General features: G+C 72.3%; 19 protein-coding genes. 13 read left to right on the top strand and 6 right to left on the bottom strand.

What is annotated here, in order from left to right; genetic code table 11:
* The first annotated feature begins 35 nt into the window (after window positions 1-35).
* Together ACLQ2R_RS12015 and hemW are read left to right on the top strand one after the other, a co-directional pair.
* A complete protein-coding gene (locus ACLQ2R_RS12015; RefSeq protein ID WP_425959502.1) occupies window positions 36-1013 on the top strand; it encodes a hypothetical protein in 978 nt (325 codons plus the stop codon).
* Window positions 1014-1109: 96 nt separating this feature from the next.
* The gene (gene hemW / locus ACLQ2R_RS12010) at window positions 1110-2321 is read left to right on the top strand and encodes a radical SAM family heme chaperone HemW (RefSeq protein ID WP_425959501.1); all 1212 of its coding nucleotides are present in this window, start codon (window positions 1110-1112) and stop codon (window positions 2319-2321) included.
* A gap of 48 nt (window positions 2322-2369) precedes the next feature.
* Here the strand turns inward: hemW and ACLQ2R_RS12005 are convergent, their stop codons facing one another.
* From ACLQ2R_RS12005 to ACLQ2R_RS11995, 3 genes are read right to left on the bottom strand one after another with little or no spacing between them, the layout of a single operon-like run.
* Window positions 2370-3110 carry a DUF4870 domain-containing protein gene (locus ACLQ2R_RS12005; protein ID WP_425959500.1) on the bottom strand — a complete coding sequence of 247 codons (741 nt, stop codon included), beginning with the start codon at window positions 3108-3110 and terminating at the stop codon, window positions 2370-2372.
* A 23-nt stretch (window positions 3111-3133) separates the two neighbouring features.
* Window positions 3134-3949: a DUF3097 domain-containing protein gene (locus ACLQ2R_RS12000; protein ID WP_425959499.1), complete on the bottom strand. Its 816-nt coding sequence runs from the start codon at window positions 3947-3949 to the stop codon at window positions 3134-3136.
* A gap of 58 nt (window positions 3950-4007) precedes the next feature.
* A complete protein-coding gene (locus tag ACLQ2R_RS11995) occupies window positions 4008-4556 on the bottom strand; it encodes a hypothetical protein (protein ID WP_425959498.1) in 549 nt (182 codons plus the stop codon).
* A 90-nt stretch (window positions 4557-4646) separates the two neighbouring features.
* Between ACLQ2R_RS11995 and ACLQ2R_RS11990 the strand changes: the two genes are divergently transcribed.
* From ACLQ2R_RS11990 to ACLQ2R_RS11975, 4 genes are all read left to right on the top strand, one after another.
* Complete coding sequence (locus ACLQ2R_RS11990; protein WP_425959497.1) at window positions 4647-5117, top strand: hypothetical protein; 471 nt, start codon at window positions 4647-4649, stop codon at window positions 5115-5117.
* A gap of 155 nt (window positions 5118-5272) precedes the next feature.
* Window positions 5273-6286: a heat-inducible transcriptional repressor HrcA gene (hrcA, locus tag ACLQ2R_RS11985; RefSeq protein ID WP_425959679.1), complete on the top strand. Its 1014-nt coding sequence runs from the start codon at window positions 5273-5275 to the stop codon at window positions 6284-6286.
* Window positions 6287-6300: 14 nt separating this feature from the next.
* Window positions 6301-7440 (top strand): molecular chaperone DnaJ, encoded by a 1140-nt coding sequence (gene dnaJ / locus ACLQ2R_RS11980; RefSeq protein WP_425959496.1) that lies wholly within the window; start codon window positions 6301-6303, stop codon window positions 7438-7440.
* A 94-nt stretch (window positions 7441-7534) separates the two neighbouring features.
* Entirely contained in the window at window positions 7535-8275 is a 741-nt protein-coding gene (locus tag ACLQ2R_RS11975; protein ID WP_425959494.1) for a 16S rRNA (uracil(1498)-N(3))-methyltransferase, read from the top strand.
* Between the two features lie 179 nt (window positions 8276-8454).
* On the opposite strand, the gene ACLQ2R_RS11970 is transcribed toward ACLQ2R_RS11975, so the two are convergent.
* Both ACLQ2R_RS11970 and ACLQ2R_RS11965 read right to left on the bottom strand, forming a co-directional pair.
* A complete protein-coding gene (locus ACLQ2R_RS11970; RefSeq protein ID WP_425959493.1) occupies window positions 8455-9150 on the bottom strand; it encodes a hypothetical protein in 696 nt (231 codons plus the stop codon).
* A complete protein-coding gene (locus ACLQ2R_RS11965; RefSeq protein ID WP_043655278.1) occupies window positions 9147-9626 on the bottom strand; it encodes a SigE family RNA polymerase sigma factor in 480 nt (159 codons plus the stop codon). Before ACLQ2R_RS11965 ends, ACLQ2R_RS11970 begins: the two co-directional genes overlap by 4 nt.
* A gap of 283 nt (window positions 9627-9909) precedes the next feature.
* On the opposite strand from ACLQ2R_RS11965, the gene ACLQ2R_RS11960 reads away from it, so the two are divergent.
* The 7 genes from ACLQ2R_RS11960 to era all read left to right on the top strand — a co-directional run bounded on the left by ACLQ2R_RS11960 (window position 9910) and on the right by era (window position 15724).
* Complete coding sequence (locus ACLQ2R_RS11960) at window positions 9910-10260, top strand: histidine triad nucleotide-binding protein (RefSeq protein WP_425959678.1); 351 nt, start codon at window positions 9910-9912, stop codon at window positions 10258-10260.
* 92 nt (window positions 10261-10352) lie between these two features.
* Window positions 10353-11420 (top strand): PhoH family protein, encoded by a 1068-nt coding sequence (locus tag ACLQ2R_RS11955; protein ID WP_425959491.1) that lies wholly within the window; start codon window positions 10353-10355, stop codon window positions 11418-11420.
* A 31-nt stretch (window positions 11421-11451) separates the two neighbouring features.
* A complete protein-coding gene (ybeY, locus tag ACLQ2R_RS11950) occupies window positions 11452-11934 on the top strand; it encodes an rRNA maturation RNase YbeY (RefSeq protein WP_425959489.1) in 483 nt (160 codons plus the stop codon).
* The gene (locus ACLQ2R_RS11945; protein WP_425959487.1) at window positions 11907-13238 is read left to right on the top strand and encodes a hemolysin family protein; all 1332 of its coding nucleotides are present in this window, start codon (window positions 11907-11909) and stop codon (window positions 13236-13238) included. The genes ybeY and ACLQ2R_RS11945 overlap by 28 nt, the downstream gene beginning before the upstream one ends.
* 526 nt (window positions 13239-13764) lie before the next feature.
* A complete protein-coding gene (locus tag ACLQ2R_RS11940) occupies window positions 13765-14373 on the top strand; it encodes a hypothetical protein (RefSeq protein ID WP_425959486.1) in 609 nt (202 codons plus the stop codon).
* Window positions 14374-14453: 80 nt separating this feature from the next.
* The gene (locus ACLQ2R_RS11935) at window positions 14454-14786 is read left to right on the top strand and encodes a cytidine deaminase (RefSeq protein ID WP_386231707.1); all 333 of its coding nucleotides are present in this window, start codon (window positions 14454-14456) and stop codon (window positions 14784-14786) included.
* Window positions 14787-14803: 17 nt separating this feature from the next.
* Complete coding sequence (gene era, locus ACLQ2R_RS11930) at window positions 14804-15724, top strand: GTPase Era (RefSeq protein WP_425959485.1); 921 nt, start codon at window positions 14804-14806, stop codon at window positions 15722-15724.
* A gap of 191 nt (window positions 15725-15915) precedes the next feature.
* Here era and ACLQ2R_RS11925 read toward each other — a convergent pair whose 3' ends face one another.
* Window positions 15916-16632, bottom strand: a complete 717-nt coding sequence (locus ACLQ2R_RS11925; RefSeq protein ID WP_425959484.1) for an urease accessory protein UreD — start codon at window positions 16630-16632, stop codon at window positions 15916-15918.
* Between the last annotated feature and the right edge of the window lie 168 nt (window positions 16633-16800).

Genomic DNA, 16800 nt, shown 5'->3' with positions numbered 1-16800 from the left:
GTGGAAGGCGCGACTCTCGACTACGGTTGTAAAGCATGGAGCAGCAGGCGTTCTGCAACCGATGTGGCGCCCCGATGGAGGGGCTGCGCCGTTGCCCCCGGTGCGGGGCGCCGGCGGCCTCGCACCCGCCCCCTCAGCCCTCGTCACCCGGCTCCACCGGTGACACCCGCGTCCCCGCGGAGGAGTGGCGCCAGGATCCGGCCGACTGGCAGCAGCACCTCCCCCGGGAGGAGCGCCACCTGCACACGGACAGGCACACGGACAGGCACACGGACGGGCACACGGACGGGCGGGCCCGTCCGCCCGAGCCCGGGGGCTGGGCGCCCCGCCCGGCACGGGGCGGCCGCCGCACGCCCCCCGCCGACCGCCGGGTGTGGCCCGTGGTCACGGTGGCCGCGATGATCACCACGGCGTCGATCGCGGCCGGAGCCGCCTGGCTCGTCCCGCGCGGCGAGGGTCCGCCGGAGACCGGCGGCGTGCCGGTCGCGGTGACCGACGCCCGTGCCGAGGCCGAGATCGGCACCCCCGTGGCGGGACGGCCCCCGGGCGGCCCCGAGGGTCCCGGGGAGGCGAAGGCGCAGGCCAGGGTCCTGGACGCGCTGCTCGCCGACAGCGGCGGCTCCCGGTCGGGCCTGGACGCGGCCCTGGAGGGGCTCCGGTCCTGCGAGGACGCCCCCGGCGGGCTGGCGGCGCTCCAGCGGATCACCGCCTCCCGGCGCGAGCAGGTGATCCAGGTCAACGCGCTGGGCACCGGGGCGCTCGACGGCGGGGACGCGGTCAGGGAACGCCTGACCCGGGCCCTGACCGCCTCCTTCGAGGCGGACGAGGCCTTCCTCGTCTGGGCGGCCCGCCAGAGCGTCGGCTGCGACCGCGACTGGAGCGGCGACGACGACTACCGCCGGGGCCTGGCCTTCTCCGAGGAGGCGACCACGGCCAAGCGCGGCTTCCTGAGACTGTGGAACCCTCTCGCCCGCCGGTACGGCCTGCCGGAACGGGACGATCACGAGATCTGACCCCCGGGGCGCGCCGCCGATCGTTCGGGCGCCGGGCGGCGCCGTGGCGTCGCCCGGACGTACCGGGCACCGCGAAGGGGACGGCAGACTTGGGGCGTGCCATCCACACTTCCCGACGGTGACCCGGTGCCCGCCTCGGGCGAGCTGCCGCAGAGCGCGCTCGCCGGGCTGGGCGAGCGGCCCTTCGGCTTCTACGTCCACGTCCCCTTCTGCGTGACCCGGTGCGGCTACTGCGACTTCAACACCTACACGGCGTCCGAGCTCGGCCCCGGCGCCTCGCAGAAGGACTACGCCGACACCGCCGTCGACGAGGTGCGGCGGGCGCGGGCCGTCCTGGGGGAGGTGTCCCTGCCGGTCGAGACGGTGTTCTTCGGCGGCGGCACCCCGACCCTCCTGCCGGCCGGCGACCTGGTGCGCATCCTGGGGGCGATCGAGGAGGAGTTCGGCCTCGCCCCCGGGGCGGAGGTGAGCACCGAGGCCAACCCCGAGTCCGTGGACCCCGCCTACCTGGCCCGCCTGCGCGCCGGCGGGTTCAACCGGATGAGCTTCGGGATGCAGAGCGCCCGCGAGCACGTGCTGCGGGTGCTCGACCGCCGCCACACCCCCGGCCGCGCCGCGCACGCCGTACGGGAGGCCAGGACGGCGGGGTTCGAGCACGTCAACCTCGACCTGATCTACGGCACCCCCGGCGAGAGCGACGACGACTGGCGCGCGTCGCTGGCCGCCGCGATCGAGGCGGAGCCCGACCACGTCTCGGCGTACTCGCTGATCGTCGAGGACGGGACGAAGCTGGCGGCCAGGATCAGGCGCGGTGAGCTCCCGATGCCCGACGACGACGTGGCCGCCGACCGCTACCTGATCGCCGACGCCATGCTGGCCGAGGCGGGGTTCACCTGGTACGAGGTGTCCAACTGGGCGACCTCCGAGGCCGGCCGCTGCCGGCACAACCTGCTCTACTGGACCGGCGGCGACTGGTGGGGCGTCGGCCCGGGGGCGCACAGCCACGTCGGGGGCACCCGCTGGTGGAACGTCAAGCATCCGGCGGCTTACGCGCGGCGCCTGGCCTCGGGGGTCTCCCCGGCGCACGCGCGCGAGGTGCTGGGCGCGCGGGACCGGGCGGTGGAGCGGCTGATGCTGGAACTGCGGCTCTCGCGCGGGTTCCCGCTCGGCGAGCTGGAACGTCCCGTCGTGGTCGCCCGCGCGCTCGGCGACGGCCTGCTGGAGGTGGAACCGTTCAAGGCGGGCCGGGCGGTGCTCACCCTGCGCGGCCGCCTGCTGGCCGACGCGCTGGTACGCGACCTGACCTGAGCGTACGGTTCCACCTCGGGCGGCGGTCTTCGGGCGATCCGCGCCGGGTCAGCTCACGAAGCGGATGGTCAGCGGGTAGCGGTGGTTCTCTCCCCGCCCGGCCGCCACCATGGCGATGATCGCCATGATCAGCGATCCGACCCAGAGCAGGAAGATCAGCACGAAACCGATGAGCACGAAGGCCAGGACCCAGCAGACCATGTAGGCGATCATCACCGTGAGCTGGAAGTTGAGCGCCTCGGCGGCCTGGTCGCGCACGTAGGGCGAGTGGTCCTTCTTCGCCAGGTAGAGCACCAGCGGGCCGAGGAAGGAGGTCAGCAGTCCCAGCAGGTGGGCGAGCAGCGCCATGGTGGTGTCGTCGCTGCCCGGCCGGGGCCCGTACGTCCCGGGCGGCCCCCGGTGGCCGTGGCCGGGCGGGACGTATCCGTCGTACGGCTGGTGACCGTACCCGTATCCGCTCGCGTCGTACGGGGGCGGGGCCGGCGGGTAGGCGGACGGGTGACCGTACCCCTGGCCGTATCCCTGCTCGTACCCCTGGCCGGGTCCCTGTTCGTATGCCTGGCCGTATCCCGTGCCGGGTTCCTGCGCGTATCCCGGGTTGTGTCCCGGGCCGGGTCCCTGTTCGTATCCCGGGTTGTGTCCCGGGCCGTACCCCTGCCCGTATCCCTGCCCGTATCCCTGGCCGTGTCCCCGGCCGGGGACACGGCCGGGATCGGCGGGTGTCGCGGGGGAGTCGCCGAAGCGACGCGTCCGGTCGTCGCCGGGTAAGTCCTCGGGGTTCTCGTTCATGTCCCCTCCCAGGGATCGGCGGTCTACTCGTTCTCGCCGGGGACCGTGACGAAGTCGATCAGCTCTTCGACCGGTCCCAGCAGTTCGGGCTCCAGATCGGCGTAGGTCGTGACCGATCCGAGGATGCGGCGCCACGCCTCGCCCGGTTCCACGTTCCAGCCCAGCGCGGCGACGACGCCCTCCTTCCAGGACACCCCGCGCGGCACCGACGGCCAGGAGGGGATCCTGAGCACCTGCGGCCTGACCGCCTGCCAGACGTCCACGAAGGGATGCCCGACGATCAGCACGTGAGGTGAGGAGATCCGGGCGGCGATCCGGCTCTCCTTGGAGCCGGGGACCAGGTGGTCGACGAGCACCCCCAGCCGCCGGCCGGGGCCGGGGGCGAACTCCTCGACGATGGAGGGCAGGTGATCGACCCCCTCCAGGTACTCCACGACCACGCCCTCGACCCGCAGGTCGTGACCCCAGACCTTCTCCACGAGGGCGGCGTCGTGCACGCCCTCGACGTAGATCCGGCTCTCCCGGGCGACCTGGGCCCGCAGGCCCTCCACCGCGATGGACCCCGAGGCGCTCCGTCTCGGGCCGCGCGGCGCGGCGGCCGGCCGTACCAGCGTCACCACCTTGCCCTCCAGCAGGAACGCGGCGGGCTCCAGGGGGAACACCCGCCGTCGCCCGAACCGGTCCTCCAGGGTGACGGCCTCCTTGTCGCAGGCCACCACCGCGCCGCAGAAGCCGCCGTCGGCGTCCTCGACGACCAGGTCGGGCTCGGCGGGGACCTGGGGGATCGTCCCGCGGCGAGGACGCCGCCGGCCTTCCGCCAGAACGTCACGCTCGTACATCAACGGCCGCCCACCCTCTCTCGCCACAGATCACGTGGGACGCTAGCAAACACCGCCGTCACCCGCCGTGCGGTCCCGGCGCCCACTGTCCCGCCGCCGGAGCCTGGCCCGCCGAGGCCTGGCGCCTGCGGGCGTTCCTGCGCTTGATCAGCACGACGACCGTGACGACGACGGCCAGCAGGATGCCGAGGGAGGGTATCCCGATCAGGGCGAGCACCCCGCCCACTATCGCTCCGGCGGCGACCTCCCGGCCCACACCGAACGTGATGCCCTCGGCCGGCTCCGCGTCACAGGTGACCTGGTAGTCGCCCGCCTTGTCCACGCCGACCCGCAGGCCGAGCTCCCAGGAGATGCCGTTGGTCCCGGTGACGACCGTCCGCCCGACCGGCTGCTGCAGGCGGGCGGGGCCGCCGCCGCCGGTGATCCCGCAGGTGAAGCGCCTGGCGCCGGTCGTGGAGACGTAGATGGCCGGAGCGTCGGCAGGGTCGAGCCTGACCGTCGTCTCCTGCCCGGCAGGGAAGGTCGCCTTGGGGGCGGAGTCCACCGCGCCGGCGAGACCGTCGATGAGGCCGCCGACACCGACGACGATGCTGATCACGGCGATCACCCAGGCTCCGACGATCCACCCGACACCGGGCTTGATCTTCCCGGTGGGCGGTGATCCCTGCGGGGCGCCGTACCCGGGGGGTGGGTAGCCGTGGGAGGGGGCACCCTGGTAGGGCTGCTGGCCGCCCTGGTACGGCTGGTTCCCCTGCCCACCCTGGTAGTAGGGCTGCTGGCCGGGCTGACCCGGCTGCCCGTGTTGGCCGGGCTGGCCGTAGGGCTGCGGCCCGGATTGGCCTGGCTGACCGGGCCGGCCGTACTGCTGCTGGCCGGGCTGCCCGTGCTGGCCGGGCTGCCCGTAGGGTTGCGGCCCGGGCTGACCTGGCTGACCTGGCTGGCCGTACGAGTGCGGACCCGGTTGACCGTACTGCTGCGGACCAGGCTGGCCGTACTGCTGCTGGCCGGGCTGGCCGGGCTGCCCGTGCTGGCCGGGCTGGCCGTATGGTTGCCGGTCGGGCCGGCCGTACGGCTGCTGGGACGCACCGTGACCGGGGTCACCGCCGACGCCCTCCGGGAAAGAACCCACATCTTTGGACATATAAGGATTGTGGTGGTTGTGGCTTGAGTCGCGATAGCGGTTGGCTTGACAACGGCTTGGCGGGACCGTCCGCGGGTCTTGCTTATCGCGCCTTTCGCGCCGGGGCCGTACACTTGGCACTCGGGAACACAGAGTGCCAGACCTCGTGTTTCCCTGAGAACGCAGGCAGGGAGGTGACCACGTTGGTCGACGACCGGAAGCTCGCCGTGCTACGCGCCATCGTCGAGGACTACGTGTCCACCAACGAGCCGGTGGGTTCCAAGGCGCTGGCGGACCGGCACAACCTGGGTGTCTCGCCGGCGACGATCCGCAACGACATGGCCGTGCTGGAGGAGCAGGGATACATCGCCCAGCCCCACACCAGCGCCGGCCGCGTCCCCACCGACAAGGGCTACCGGCTCTTCGTCGACCGGCTCTCGCAGGTGAAGCCCCTCTCCAGCGCGGAGCGCAAGGCCATCGAGAGCTTCCTCGCCGGAGCCGTGGACATCGACGACGTCGTCATGAGGACGGTGCGGCTGCTGGCCCAGCTCACCCGGCAGGTCGCCGTGGTGCAGTACCCGACGCTGACCCACTCGACGGTCCGCCACGTCGAGCTGGTGCCGCTGAGCGAGCGCCGGCTGATGTTCGTGCTCATCACCAACACCGGCCGGGTCGAGCAGCGGGTGGTCGAGCTGCCCCAGGTCGCCGACGAGCAGCGGGTGGCCCACCTGCGGGCGGTGCTCAACGCCTCGCTCGACGGATGCGGGCTCAGCGGCGTCCCCGACAAGGTCGCCGACCTGCCGGAGCGGCTGTCGCCCGAGGACCGGCCGCTCGCGGCCACGATCCTGTCGGTGCTGCTGGAATCCCTGGTGGAGCGGCACGACGAGAAGATCGTTTTTGCAGGGGCCGCCAACCTGGCGGGAGCCGACTTCACCGTCGGCCTCCGCGACGTGCTGGAGGCCCTGGAGGAGCAGGTCGTGCTCATGCGGCTGCTCGGTGAAACCTCCGACCTGTCGGCGCTGACCGTGCGGATCGGCTCGGAGAATCCCTATACCGGACTCCAGGGCACGTCCATCGTCGCCGCCGGATACGGTTCTGGGGACAAGCAACTGGCCCGGCTCGGTGTGCTGGGCCCGACGCGTATGGACTACCCGGTCACGATGGGCGCGGTGCGCGCGGTGGCACGCTACGTCAGCCAGATTCTGGCTGCATCCTAAGAGGTCAACGAAAAGTGGCTAAGAGCGACTACTACGGCACCCTCGGGGTGCGCCGTGACGCCAGTGCGGAAGAGATCAAGAAGGCCTACCGCCGCCTGGCGCGCGAGCTGCATCCCGACGTCAACCCCGACCCTGCGACCCAGGAACGCTTCAAGGAGATCACGCAGGCCTACGAGGTGCTGTCCGACTCCAGCAAGCGGCAGATGTACGACATGGGCGGTGACCCGTTCGCCTCGGGCGGAGCCGGGGCCGGAGGCTTCGGCGCGGGGTTCCCCTTCAGCGACATCATGGACGCCTTCTTCGGCGCCGCCGGGGCCGGAGGCGGCCGGGGGCCGCGTTCGCGTGCCCGCCGCGGGCGCAACGCCACCATTCGCGTGGAGCTCGACCTGCAGGAGTCGGGCTTCGGCACGACCCGCGAGCTGGTCGTCGACACCGCGGTGGTCTGCGGCGTCTGCACCGGCTCCGGCGCCGCGGCCGGGACGCATCCCGACACCTGTGACATGTGTCACGGACGGGGTGAGGTCTCCCAGGTGACCCGGTCCTTCCTGGGACAGGTCATGACCTCCCGCCCCTGCCCCCAGTGCGGCGGCTTCGGTTCGATCATCCGCAACCCCTGCCAGGAGTGCTCGGGCGACGGCCGGGTCCGTACCCGGCGGACCATCAAGGTCCGCATCCCGGCCGGCGTCGAGGACGGCACCCACATCCAGCTCGCCGGCGAGGGTGAGATCGGCCCCGGCGGCGGCCCGCCCGGAGACCTGTTCCTGGAGATCGTCGAGCGCCCCCACGAGACCTTCGAGCGGCGTGGCGACGATCTGCACTGCACCGTGCAGATCCCGATGGCCGCGGCGGCGCTGGGCACCATCCTGACCATGGAGACGCTGGACGGCGCCGAGGAGCTGGACATCCGTCCGGGCACCCAGTCGGGACAGACGATCCCGCTCTACGGCCGGGGCGTGCAGCGCCTGAACGAGACCGGTCGCGGTGACCTGCTGATCCACGTCAACGTGGAGACCCCCACCCGCCTCGACGCGGCCCAGGAGGAGCTGCTGAGGGAGCTCGCCAAACTCCGGGGCGAGGAGCGCCCGCCGGGCAAGTTCGCCCCCGGCCAGCAGAGCTTCTTCTCCCGCCTGCGGGACGCCTTCAACGGCCGCTGACGATGCCACGGACAGCGACCCGTCCGTTGACCCGCCCGTTGACCCGGACGGTGACCCGGACGGCGGGCCCGGCGGCGACCCGCCCCGGTGCCCCATGACCGTTCCGGTGTTCCTGGCCGATCGCGCCGACCTGGCCGGGGCGGCCGGGGCGGAGTTCACGCTCGGCGGTCCCGAGGGACGCCACGCGGCGGCCGTACGGCGGCTGCGGGCGGGGGAGCGGCTCGACCTGACCGACGGGGAGGGGGCCGTCGCGGAGTGCGTGGTGGCCGAGGCCGGCAAGGACTCGCTCCGGGTCCGGGTGCTGCGCCGTCACGACCTGCCGGCGCCCACCCCGCGCCTGGTCGTCGTCCAGGGCCTGCCCAAGGGCGACAGGGGAGAGCTGGCCGTGGAGATGATGACGGAGGCCGGGGTCGACGTGATCGTCCCCTGGGCCGCCGTCAGGTGCGTCACCCAGTGGAAGGGGGAGCGGGCCGCCAAGGCGCTGGCCCGCTGGCGCTCCACCGCCCGCGAGGCGGGCAAGCAGTCCCGCCGCTTCCACCTGCCGCACGTGGCGGAGCTCGCGACCACCGCCACGGTCGCCGGCCTGCTGTCGGCGGCGGCGCTGGGCGTCGTCCTGCACGAGGAGGCCGCCTCCCCGCTGTCGGGCCTGCCGCTCCCCGGGGGCGGCGACATCGTCGTGGTGGTCGGCCCGGAGGGCGGGATCTCCCCGGAGGAGATCACCGCGTTCCGGGAGGCCGGGGCGTCGGCTGCCCTGCTCGGCCCGACGGTGCTGCGCACCTCGACGGCCGGGGTCGTGGCGGCGGCGGTGCTCCAGACCCGCAGCGGCCGCTGGTGATCCCGGCAGGGCCCGCCGTCCCCTGAGCGCCGGAGGCCTCCGCCGGAGACTCGGACGGTGATCCCGGCAGGGCCCGCCGCTCCCTGAGTGCCGGCGGCTCGGACGGTGATCCCGGGAGGGCCTGCTGCCGCCCCCGAGGGCCGGAGGCCCCGGAACCCCCGGGGCGGCCGGGTGACGGCTCAGGTGCCGGTCGGTGCCGGCGCGAGGGTGGTCGCCTCGGTCGGCGGCGGGGGCGACACCTCGTTCGTCGTCGCGCAGTCCTCGGGCGAGCAGGGGCTCGGCGAGGGCGTCGCCGGTCTCGACGGCGTGGACGTCGCCTCGGCCTCCTCGCACCACTCGGGGTTCTCCTCGGTCTCGACCGGCTCGCCCTCCAGGGTGGTGGGGCAGGGGGGCGTCGGGGTCGGCCTGGGCTTCGCCGTCGCGGCGGTGGGCCTCGCGGACGGCCTGGGGCTCGCCGTGGCGCTCCTGGCGGACGTGGGCTCCGGCGCGGGCGTGTCCGCCCCGGAGCGGGTGACGATCGGGAGCGGGGCCGGGTTCGAGGGACCCGGCGACGGGGGAGCCGGGGGTCGGGACGTGGCCGATCCGTCGGGCGGGGTCGACTCGGTGAAGTTGATCTCCTTGCCGGCGTCCACCGACGGGATCACCCGCTCGCGGATCTCGGGCACCACCATGACGACGGTGGACGCGACGAGGACGGCGCCCGCGACGGAGATCCCGGCGCGCCACCACATCAGCCCGCGCAACCCGCGCAGCCCGCGTCGTTCGATGCGGGCGCGAATGATCTCCAGCCCGTCCGGGGAGGGAACGACCGAGTTCGCCTCCGCGCTGAGCGCACGGCGAAGGAGCTCGCCGTACTCATCCGGGGAGTCGGTCATGACAGTTGCTCCAGTGAGGTTCGTAGGGCGGCCATGCCGCGAGCCGTGTGGCTCTTGACCGCGCCCTTGCTGATGCCCATCGCGTGGGCGATCTGAGCCTCGGACAGATCTCCGTAGTAACGCAGGACCAGGGCCTCCCGCTGGCGTGCGGGCAGCCCGCGCAGCGCCTCGATGACGGCGGAACGCTCGAACTCGCCGATCGCGCCGTTCTCCGCGCTCGGCGCGTCGGGCATGCCCTTGGGCGCGTACTTCTCGACGACCGCCCGGTGCCGAAGCACCGAACGTGATCGGTTCACGACCGACTGTCGCAGGTAGGCCAGTGCCTTGTCGGTGTCGCGCAGTCGACGCCAGGCGCCATGGATGGCGACGAACGCGTCCTGCACGACCTCCTCCGCGGTTGCCATGTCGCGGACGAGCAGGACGGCGAGCCGGACAAGGGACCGGTAGTGCGCGCTGTAGAGCGCGGTAACGGCCATGTCGGCATCCCATCCGACGGGCACCGCCCCGAGCGACCTGTCGGCCACGAGGGTCTCGGTGGTCACATCAGTGGGACGCTTGGCCTTCCCAGAGGGTTTACGCTCTTCCGGTTCATTTGGGGGCATGACCCAGTCGTGTCCTCGCCAGGCGGCCATATGGTGCTGCGCGCAAAGGGCTGTTGTGGTTGAAGTTTTGCACATCCACCATATCCGGGTGGATCTTTGTTTGCGGACCGGAACCATCACCGATTCACAACGTCCTCGGCGGTAAGGTGCCTGCATGGTGAGCGAAGCCGACTGCCTTTTCTGCCGGATCGTGTCCGGGGAGATTCCCGCGGAGGTCGTCCACGAGACCGACCGCACCCTGGCCTTCCGTGACGTCAATCCCCAGGCGCCGACCCACGTGCTGGTGATCCCCAGGGACCACCACCCCACCGTCGCGGCCCTGGCCGCCGCCGGCGGCGGGCTGGCCGAGGCGGTCCTCGCCGCCGCGCACGAGGTCGCCCTGCTGGAGGGGGTGGCCGAGACCGGCTACCGGCTGGTGTTCAACACCGGTCCCGAGGCCGGCCAGACCGTCTTCCACGTGCACGGACACGTGATCGGCGGGCGCGGGCTGAGCTGGCCGCCCGGCTGAAAACCGATAGGCGCGATCGTCGCGGGGGCGGATAGCATGGCGGTGAAGTTCCGCGCCTATATCTGGAGGCGAACAGGCCGTAAGGCCCGCTCATGTCCGAGACAAACGATTCCAGCAGAACGCCGTCCAAGTCCAGGGGCTCCAGCCGGACCCAGGCGAAGGTGGTGATTCCGGACGGTCAGTCGATGGTCAGCCTGCTGGGCTCGCGCGACGAGCTGTTGCGCGTCATCGAGGGCGCCTTCCGCGCCGACATCCACGTCCGGGGCAACGAGATCACGATCACCGGGAGTCCCGAGGAGAGCAGCACCGTGGTGCGGCTCTTCGAGGAGATGTCCGAGCTCGTCCAGGGAGGCGCGCAGCTGACGGCGGACGCGGTCGAGCGCAGCATCGCCATGCTGCGGATGACCTCCGACCGCCCCGCCGAAGTGCTCTCGCTGGACATCATCTCCTCGCGGGGCCGCACGATCCGCCCGAAGACGGTGAACCAGAAGCGCTACGTCGACGCGATCGACCGGTACACCATCGTCTTCGGGATCGGCCCGGCGGGCACCGGCAAGACCTACCTCGCCATGGCGAAGGCCGTCAGGGCCCTCCAGGAGAAGAAGGTCACCCGGATCATCCTCACCCGCCCGGCGGTGGAGGCGGGCGAGCGGCTCGGCTTCCTGCCCGGCACGCTGTACGAGAAGATCGACCCCTACCTGCGGCCGCTGTACGACGCGCTGCACGACATGCTCGACCCCGACTCGATCCCCAGGCTGATGGCCGCGGGCACGATCGAGGTCGCGCCGCTGGCCTACATGCGCGGCCGTACGCTCAACGACGCCTACATCATCCTGGACGAGGCGCAGAACACCTCGCCCGAGCAGATGAAGATGTTCCTGACCCGGCTGGGCTTCAACTCGAAGATCGTCGTCACCGGCGACGTCACCCAGGTCGACCTGCCGGGGGGCACGCAGAGCGGCCTGAGGGTCGTCCAGGACATCCTCGACGACATCCCCGACATCCACTTCTCCCGCCTGACCAGCGCGGACGTGGTGCGGCACAAGCTGGTGGGCGACATCGTGGACGCCTACGGGCGCTACGACGAGGCGCAGCGCCAGAGCGCGCCGCAGCAGATCAAGGGCGTGGCCGGCAAGCAGCGTCCCAGGGAACGGACATGAGCGCGGGCCCGTCCGGCGCGGGGGACGGCCGATGAGCGTCGAGGTCAACAACGAGTCCGGCGTCGAGATCGACGAGGGGCTCGTCGTCTCGCTGGCCGGGTACGTGCTGGAGCGGATGGGCATCAACCCGCTGGCCGAGCTGTCGATCCTGGTGGTCGACGAGGAGGCCATGTCCGTGCTGCACGAGCAGTGGATGGGCGAGCCCGGTCCCACGGACGTGCTCGCCTTCCCCATGGACGAGCTGCGTCCGGGCCCGGGCGCGGGCGCCCGGCAGGAGGGCGACGCGCCCACCGACCCGGCGCTGCTGGGCGACGTGGTGCTCTGCCCGCAGGTGGCCGCCAAGCAGGGGGCCGAGGCCGGTCACGGCACCGAGGCCGAGCTGGAGCTGCTGTGCACGCACGGCATCCTGCACCTGCTCGGCTACGACCACGCCGAGCCCGAGGAGCACAAGGAGATGTTCTCCCTCCAGGGAGAGATCCTCGAGTCATGGCAGGAGGTGCGCCCCCAGCGGTGAACCTCGCCAACGGGTGGTTGTTCTCGGCCGTCGTGCTCGTCGTGGTCGGCGGGCTGATCGCCAGCGCGGAGACGGCCCTGACCCGCATCTCCAGGGTCCGCGCGGAGGAGTTCGTCCGCGAGGGGCGGCGTGGCGCGGTGCGCCTGCAGGCCATCGTCGCCGACCCGCCGCGTTACCTGAACCTGCTGCTGCTGCTCCGTCTGAGCTGCGAACTGGTCGCCACGGTGATCGCCACGCTGCTCTTCATCGACTGGCTCGGCGACCAGGGCTGGGCCTACACGGCGGCCGCGGCCGTCATGATCGTCGTCAGTTACGTGATCGTCGGGGTCTCGCCGCGCACGCTGGGCCGCCAGCACGCCGAGCCGATCGCGCTCGCCAGCGCGCCCCTGGTGTACGGCCTGACCCGGATCTTCGGTCCCCTGCCCAAGCTGCTGATCCTGCTCGGCAACGCCGTGACGCCCGGCAAGGGCTTCCGTGAGGGGCCGTTCACCTCCGAGGCCGAGCTGCGCGACCTGGTCGACCTGGCCGAGGAGCGCAGGGTCATCGAGCCCGACGAGCGGGAGATGATCCACTCGGTCTTCGAGCTGGGGGACACGCTGGTCCGCGAGGTCATGGTGCCCCGTACGGACATGGTGTTCATCGAGCGCGGCAAGACGCTGAACCAGGCGCTGTCGCTGGCCCTGCGCAGCGGTTTCTCCCGCATCCCGGTGGTCGGTGAGAACGAGGACGACGTCATCGGCATCGCCTACCTCAAGGACATCGCGCGCCGGGTGCAGGACACCGGCGACGAGGGCCGCGCCGAACCGGTGGAGTCGCTGATGCGCCCGGCCACCTACGTGCCGGAGAGCAAGCCGATCGACCAGCTCCTTCGTGAGATGCAGGCCCGGCAGATCCACCAGGCCATCGTCATCGACGAGTACGGCGGCACGGCCGGGCTGGTCACGATCGAGGACATCCTGGAGGAGATCGTCGGGGAGATCGCCGACGAGTACGACCAGGAGGCTCCCCGGGTCGAGTCGCTGGAGGACGGGGCGATGCGGGTGACCGCCAGGCTCCCGGTCGGCGACCTGGAGGACCTGTTCGGCATCGAGCTGGAGATCGACGACGTCGAGACCGTGGGCGGCCTGCTGGCGCACGCGCTGGGCAGGGTGCCGATCGCGGGCTCCCACGCCGTGGTCGGGGGGCTCAACCTGACGGCCGAGAGCCTGGCCGGTCGGCGCAACAGGATCGGCACCGTCCTGGTCAGCCGGTTCGTGCCCGCGGACGCGGAGGACGGCGCGGTCCCCGCTCCCGTCGACCAGTGACGTGCCCGTGCCCGTGACACCTCCGCACCCGTGACGTGTCCGGGCCGGTGACGTGCCCGTGACGCGTCCGCGCCCGTGACGCGTCCGCGCCCGTGACGCGTCCGGGTTCCCCGGTTCGTGGCCGGGAGGGCGGCGAGGGCGTGTGCCGGGGGTGCGCGTCGAGGTTCTCAAGCCGATGACAACCGTTCTGCAAGTGCGGCGCGCGATGCTTCTCACACGGCACCCGGTCGCGCGGGAGCCGGTGGGGAACGTCCCGGCGCCCGGAGGGGTTCGCGGCGCGGGAGACGGCCCCGGGGGAGAAGGGCCGCGCAGGGCTCCGAGGCTGTCCTGCGCTGCTCGCTTGAGGGTGTTCTCGACCGTGAAATACGGTTGAGGACACCCTTAGGCGTTTCTAGAGGATTGCCGCTTTTGCCGACGGGGAAGAAAGCGAGTCGGCGGGGACGGATACGCCCCGTACATGACATTCGGGGGAACGGTCATGGCGCGGAAGACGATTCTTGTAGCTTTTGTAGTTATATTTGGTCTTTTGTCTGGAATGGTGGTTGGGTGCGCCGGATCGGAACCGGAGGGCGTCACCGACGGCGCGGCGGAGCTGAGACGGCTGCGGGGGGTGCTCGCCGAGGTCCGGGACCTGCCGGAGGGGTTCTCGGTCCGTCCGCGTGACGGCTGGCAGGCCCCGTTCCGGCCGGTCGACGAGGACTGCCGGCTCGTCCTCGACGCCGCCGGTGGCCGACCCCCCGCGAACGAGCCGGCGGCGCGGGCGGCCGTGGTCTACCAGGGGGACGGGCTCGGGGAGCTGGCCGGGTTCGCGCTGGTCTCCTACCGGGGCGACGAGGCCGCCGGCCACTTCGGGGCGCTCGTCGAGGCGCTGGGCGACTGCCCGGTGGCCCGCGCCCGGACGGCGGGCAGGAGCACCGCGCTGCGCGTCTCCGGCCTGGACCTGGAGGGGATCGACGGCGAGATCCAGGCCAGGAGGCTGAGCGGCAGGCTGAACGGCTACCCGTACGAGATCCACCTGGTCTTCGCCCTCAGCGGCCGCACCCTGGTCTCCCTGGTGCACGCCGGGGTCCGGGACGTCGACGCCACCCGCACCCGGCAACTGGCGGGCCTGCTGGTCGACGAGGTCGCCGCCTGATCCTCCCGGGCACCGTGCCGCCGGGCCCGGATCGGCGGTCCCGTGTCGCCCCGGTGCCGGGGGCTGAATACCCTTGTGGCGTGAGTGACGCGACCCTCGATCCCGAGGACAAGAAGATCATCGTGCTGGCCCGTTCGGCCCGCGCCCGCAACGGTGCCGCCGAGGGCGCGGCCGTACGGGACGAGACCGGCAGAACCTACTCGGCGACCAATGTGGCGCTGCCGTCGCTGACGCTGTCGGCGCTCCAGGTCGCGGTGGCGATGGCCGTGTCCAGCGGAGCGGAGTCCCTGGAGGCCGCGGCCCTGGTCACCGCCGGTGAGGGCCCCTCCGACGCCGACAGCCGGGTGGTCCGCGAACTCGGCGGCCGGACCCTGCTGGTGGCCGGCCTCGACGGAACGCCGCGTCAGAGCTGAGTCCGGCATCGGGGACAATGGACGGTGTGAGTTCCTCAGCTGTTGATTTCCATGCCGGTTTCGCCTGCTTCGTCGGCCGGCCCAATGTCGGCAAGTCCACGCTGATGAACGCGTTGGTCGGCACGAAGGTGGCGATCACCTCCTCCAAGCCCCAGACGACCCGCCGGGCCATCCGGGGCATCGTGCACCGCCCCGACTCCCAGCTCATCATCGTCGACACGCCGGGCCTGCACCGGCCCCGCACGCTCCTGGGCGAGCGGCTGGACAGCCTGGTGCTCTCCACCCTCACCGAGGTCGACGCGATCGGCTTCTGCGTGCCCGCGAACGAGCCCATCGGCAAGGGCGACCGGTTCATCGCGGAGAAGCTCGCGGGCATCAAGAAGACCCCGGTGGTCGCCGTGGTCACCAAGTGCGACCTCGCGTCCCGCGAGCAGATCGCCGAGCAGTTGCTCGCGGTCTCCGGGCTCGCCGAGTTCGACGACATCGTCCCGGTCTCGGCGCAGTCCGGCGAGCAGCTCGACGTGCTGGCCGACGTGCTGGTCCAGCGCCTCCCGCAGAGCCCGCCCCTGTACGAGGGAGGGCAGCTCACCGACGAGCCCGAGCAGATCCTCGTGGGTGAGCTGATCCGCGAGGCGGCGCTGGAGGGCGTCCGTGACGAGCTGCCGCACTCGATCGCGGTCGTCGTCGACGAGATGCTGCCCCGGGAGGGACGCGACGACCTGCTGGACATCTACGCGCACATGTTCGTCGAGCGGCCGTCCCAGAAGGCCATCGTGATCGGGCACAAGGGGTCGCGGCTCAAGGACGTCGGCAGCCGTGCCCGCGCCCAGATCGAGGCGCTCCTCGGCACCCGCGTCTACCTCGACCTGCGGATCAGCGTCGCCAAGGACTGGCAGCGCGACCCCAAGCAGCTCCGTCGCCTGGGCTTCTACGACTGAGGGGCCACCGGCGCTCCCGGCGCCGCGGCTCGTCGGGCTCGGTGACGGACGGCGGGTGCTCGCCGGGTCGATCGGTGGCCTGTCGGTTGCCGATCGGTTGCCGATCGGTTGCCGGTCGGTGTCCTCCGTGTTCGGCGGTGGACGGTCGGTGGCCGCAGGGGTTCGCGGTGGACGGTCGGTGTCCTTCGTGTTCAGCGGCGGCCGGTGGCCGTCTCCTCGCCGTTCTCCAGCCGTCGCCGCAGCTCGACCGCGTCCCGGCCGAGGGCGGAGACCAGGGTGGCGGGACCGGCCAGCGGGAGCACGGCCCAGCCGTCCCCGACCACGGTCTCCGGTGCCCTGCCGGTGATCAGGGTGCTGCCCACGCAGCGGGCGTCACCGTAGACTGCGGAACTGCCGTCGATCTCCGGGTCGCCCACCACGAACTCCTGCCGGAGCAGCGGAGTCCCGCCGAGGACGGCGTCGAAGCGCGAGTGGCAACGGCCGGGCCGCTCGCCGTACCGGCCGAAGACGATCTCCTCGCGCCAGCGCACCCGCGCGTCCTCGGCCAGCTCCAGCCGGACGACCAAGCGGTGCAGGCAGCCCGCCGCGAGCACCGTCGGCTCGGGCGCGAACACCAGCGAGGCGCCGGCGCCGACCCGTGCGGTGACCGTCATCAGGGACTCGGCCCCCGTGGTGCCGGGAAGGACCAGCGTGCTCGCCACCGACCGCACCTCCAGCGCGGTGCCCGGCGCGACCTCGATGTCGAGGGCCAGGTCGTCCCCGCCCAGCGGGCCCGCGGCGGTGGAGACCAGGTGTACCCGGCCCGGCGCGGTCGCGCGCACCGTGAGCGGGGGGCTGGACCGCATGGTCGCCAGGACGGTCCGGCCGTCGGCGGCCCGCTCGGTGGCGATCGCCGCGCGCGCCCGCATCGACCGCCGCCCATGGCCTCCGTGACCTCCGTGACCTCCGTGACCTCCGTGGGCTCCGTGGGCTCCGTGGGCTTCAGGGCTTCCGTGGCTTCCGGGGCGTTCTGATCGCCCGGGCTGTGCCCCGTCGGGCACCTCCGGGCGTCCTAGCCCTCCGGGGTACGCCTGCCC

This window comes from Streptosporangium sp. DT93 (assembly GCF_049844535.1).
In the GTDB taxonomy this organism is placed as follows: domain Bacteria; phylum Actinomycetota; class Actinomycetes; order Streptosporangiales; family Streptosporangiaceae; genus Streptosporangium.
This window is presented reverse-complemented; position numbering and strand designations above follow the sequence as displayed.

What these genes read in the sequence shown, in the direction of transcription:
- ACLQ2R_RS12015 (WP_425959502.1), top strand. Translation starts at nt 36, where the DNA reads ATGGAGCAGCAGGCGTTCTGCAACCGATGTGGCGCCCCGATGGAGGGG.
- ACLQ2R_RS12005 (WP_425959500.1), bottom strand. Translation starts at nt 3,110, where the DNA reads ATGAACGAGAACCCCGAGGACTTACCCGGCGACGACCGGACGCGTCGC.
- ACLQ2R_RS12000 (WP_425959499.1), bottom strand. Translation starts at nt 3,949, where the DNA reads ATGTACGAGCGTGACGTTCTGGCGGAAGGCCGGCGGCGTCCTCGCCGC.
- ACLQ2R_RS11975 (WP_425959494.1), top strand. Translation starts at nt 7,535, where the DNA reads ATGACCGTTCCGGTGTTCCTGGCCGATCGCGCCGACCTGGCCGGGGCG.
- ACLQ2R_RS11970 (WP_425959493.1), bottom strand. Translation starts at nt 9,150, where the DNA reads ATGACCGACTCCCCGGATGAGTACGGCGAGCTCCTTCGCCGTGCGCTC.
- ACLQ2R_RS11965 (WP_043655278.1), bottom strand. Translation starts at nt 9,626, where the DNA reads ATGGCCGTTACCGCGCTCTACAGCGCGCACTACCGGTCCCTTGTCCGG.
- ACLQ2R_RS11955 (WP_425959491.1), top strand. Translation starts at nt 10,353, where the DNA reads ATGTCCGAGACAAACGATTCCAGCAGAACGCCGTCCAAGTCCAGGGGC.
- ybeY (WP_425959489.1), top strand. Translation starts at nt 11,452, where the DNA reads ATGAGCGTCGAGGTCAACAACGAGTCCGGCGTCGAGATCGACGAGGGG.
- ACLQ2R_RS11945 (WP_425959487.1), top strand. Translation starts at nt 11,907, where the DNA reads ATGGCAGGAGGTGCGCCCCCAGCGGTGAACCTCGCCAACGGGTGGTTG.
- era (WP_425959485.1), top strand. Translation starts at nt 14,804, where the DNA reads ATGGACGGTGTGAGTTCCTCAGCTGTTGATTTCCATGCCGGTTTCGCC.
- ACLQ2R_RS11925 (WP_425959484.1), bottom strand. Translation starts at nt 16,632, where the DNA reads ATGCGGGCGCGCGCGGCGATCGCCACCGAGCGGGCCGCCGACGGCCGG.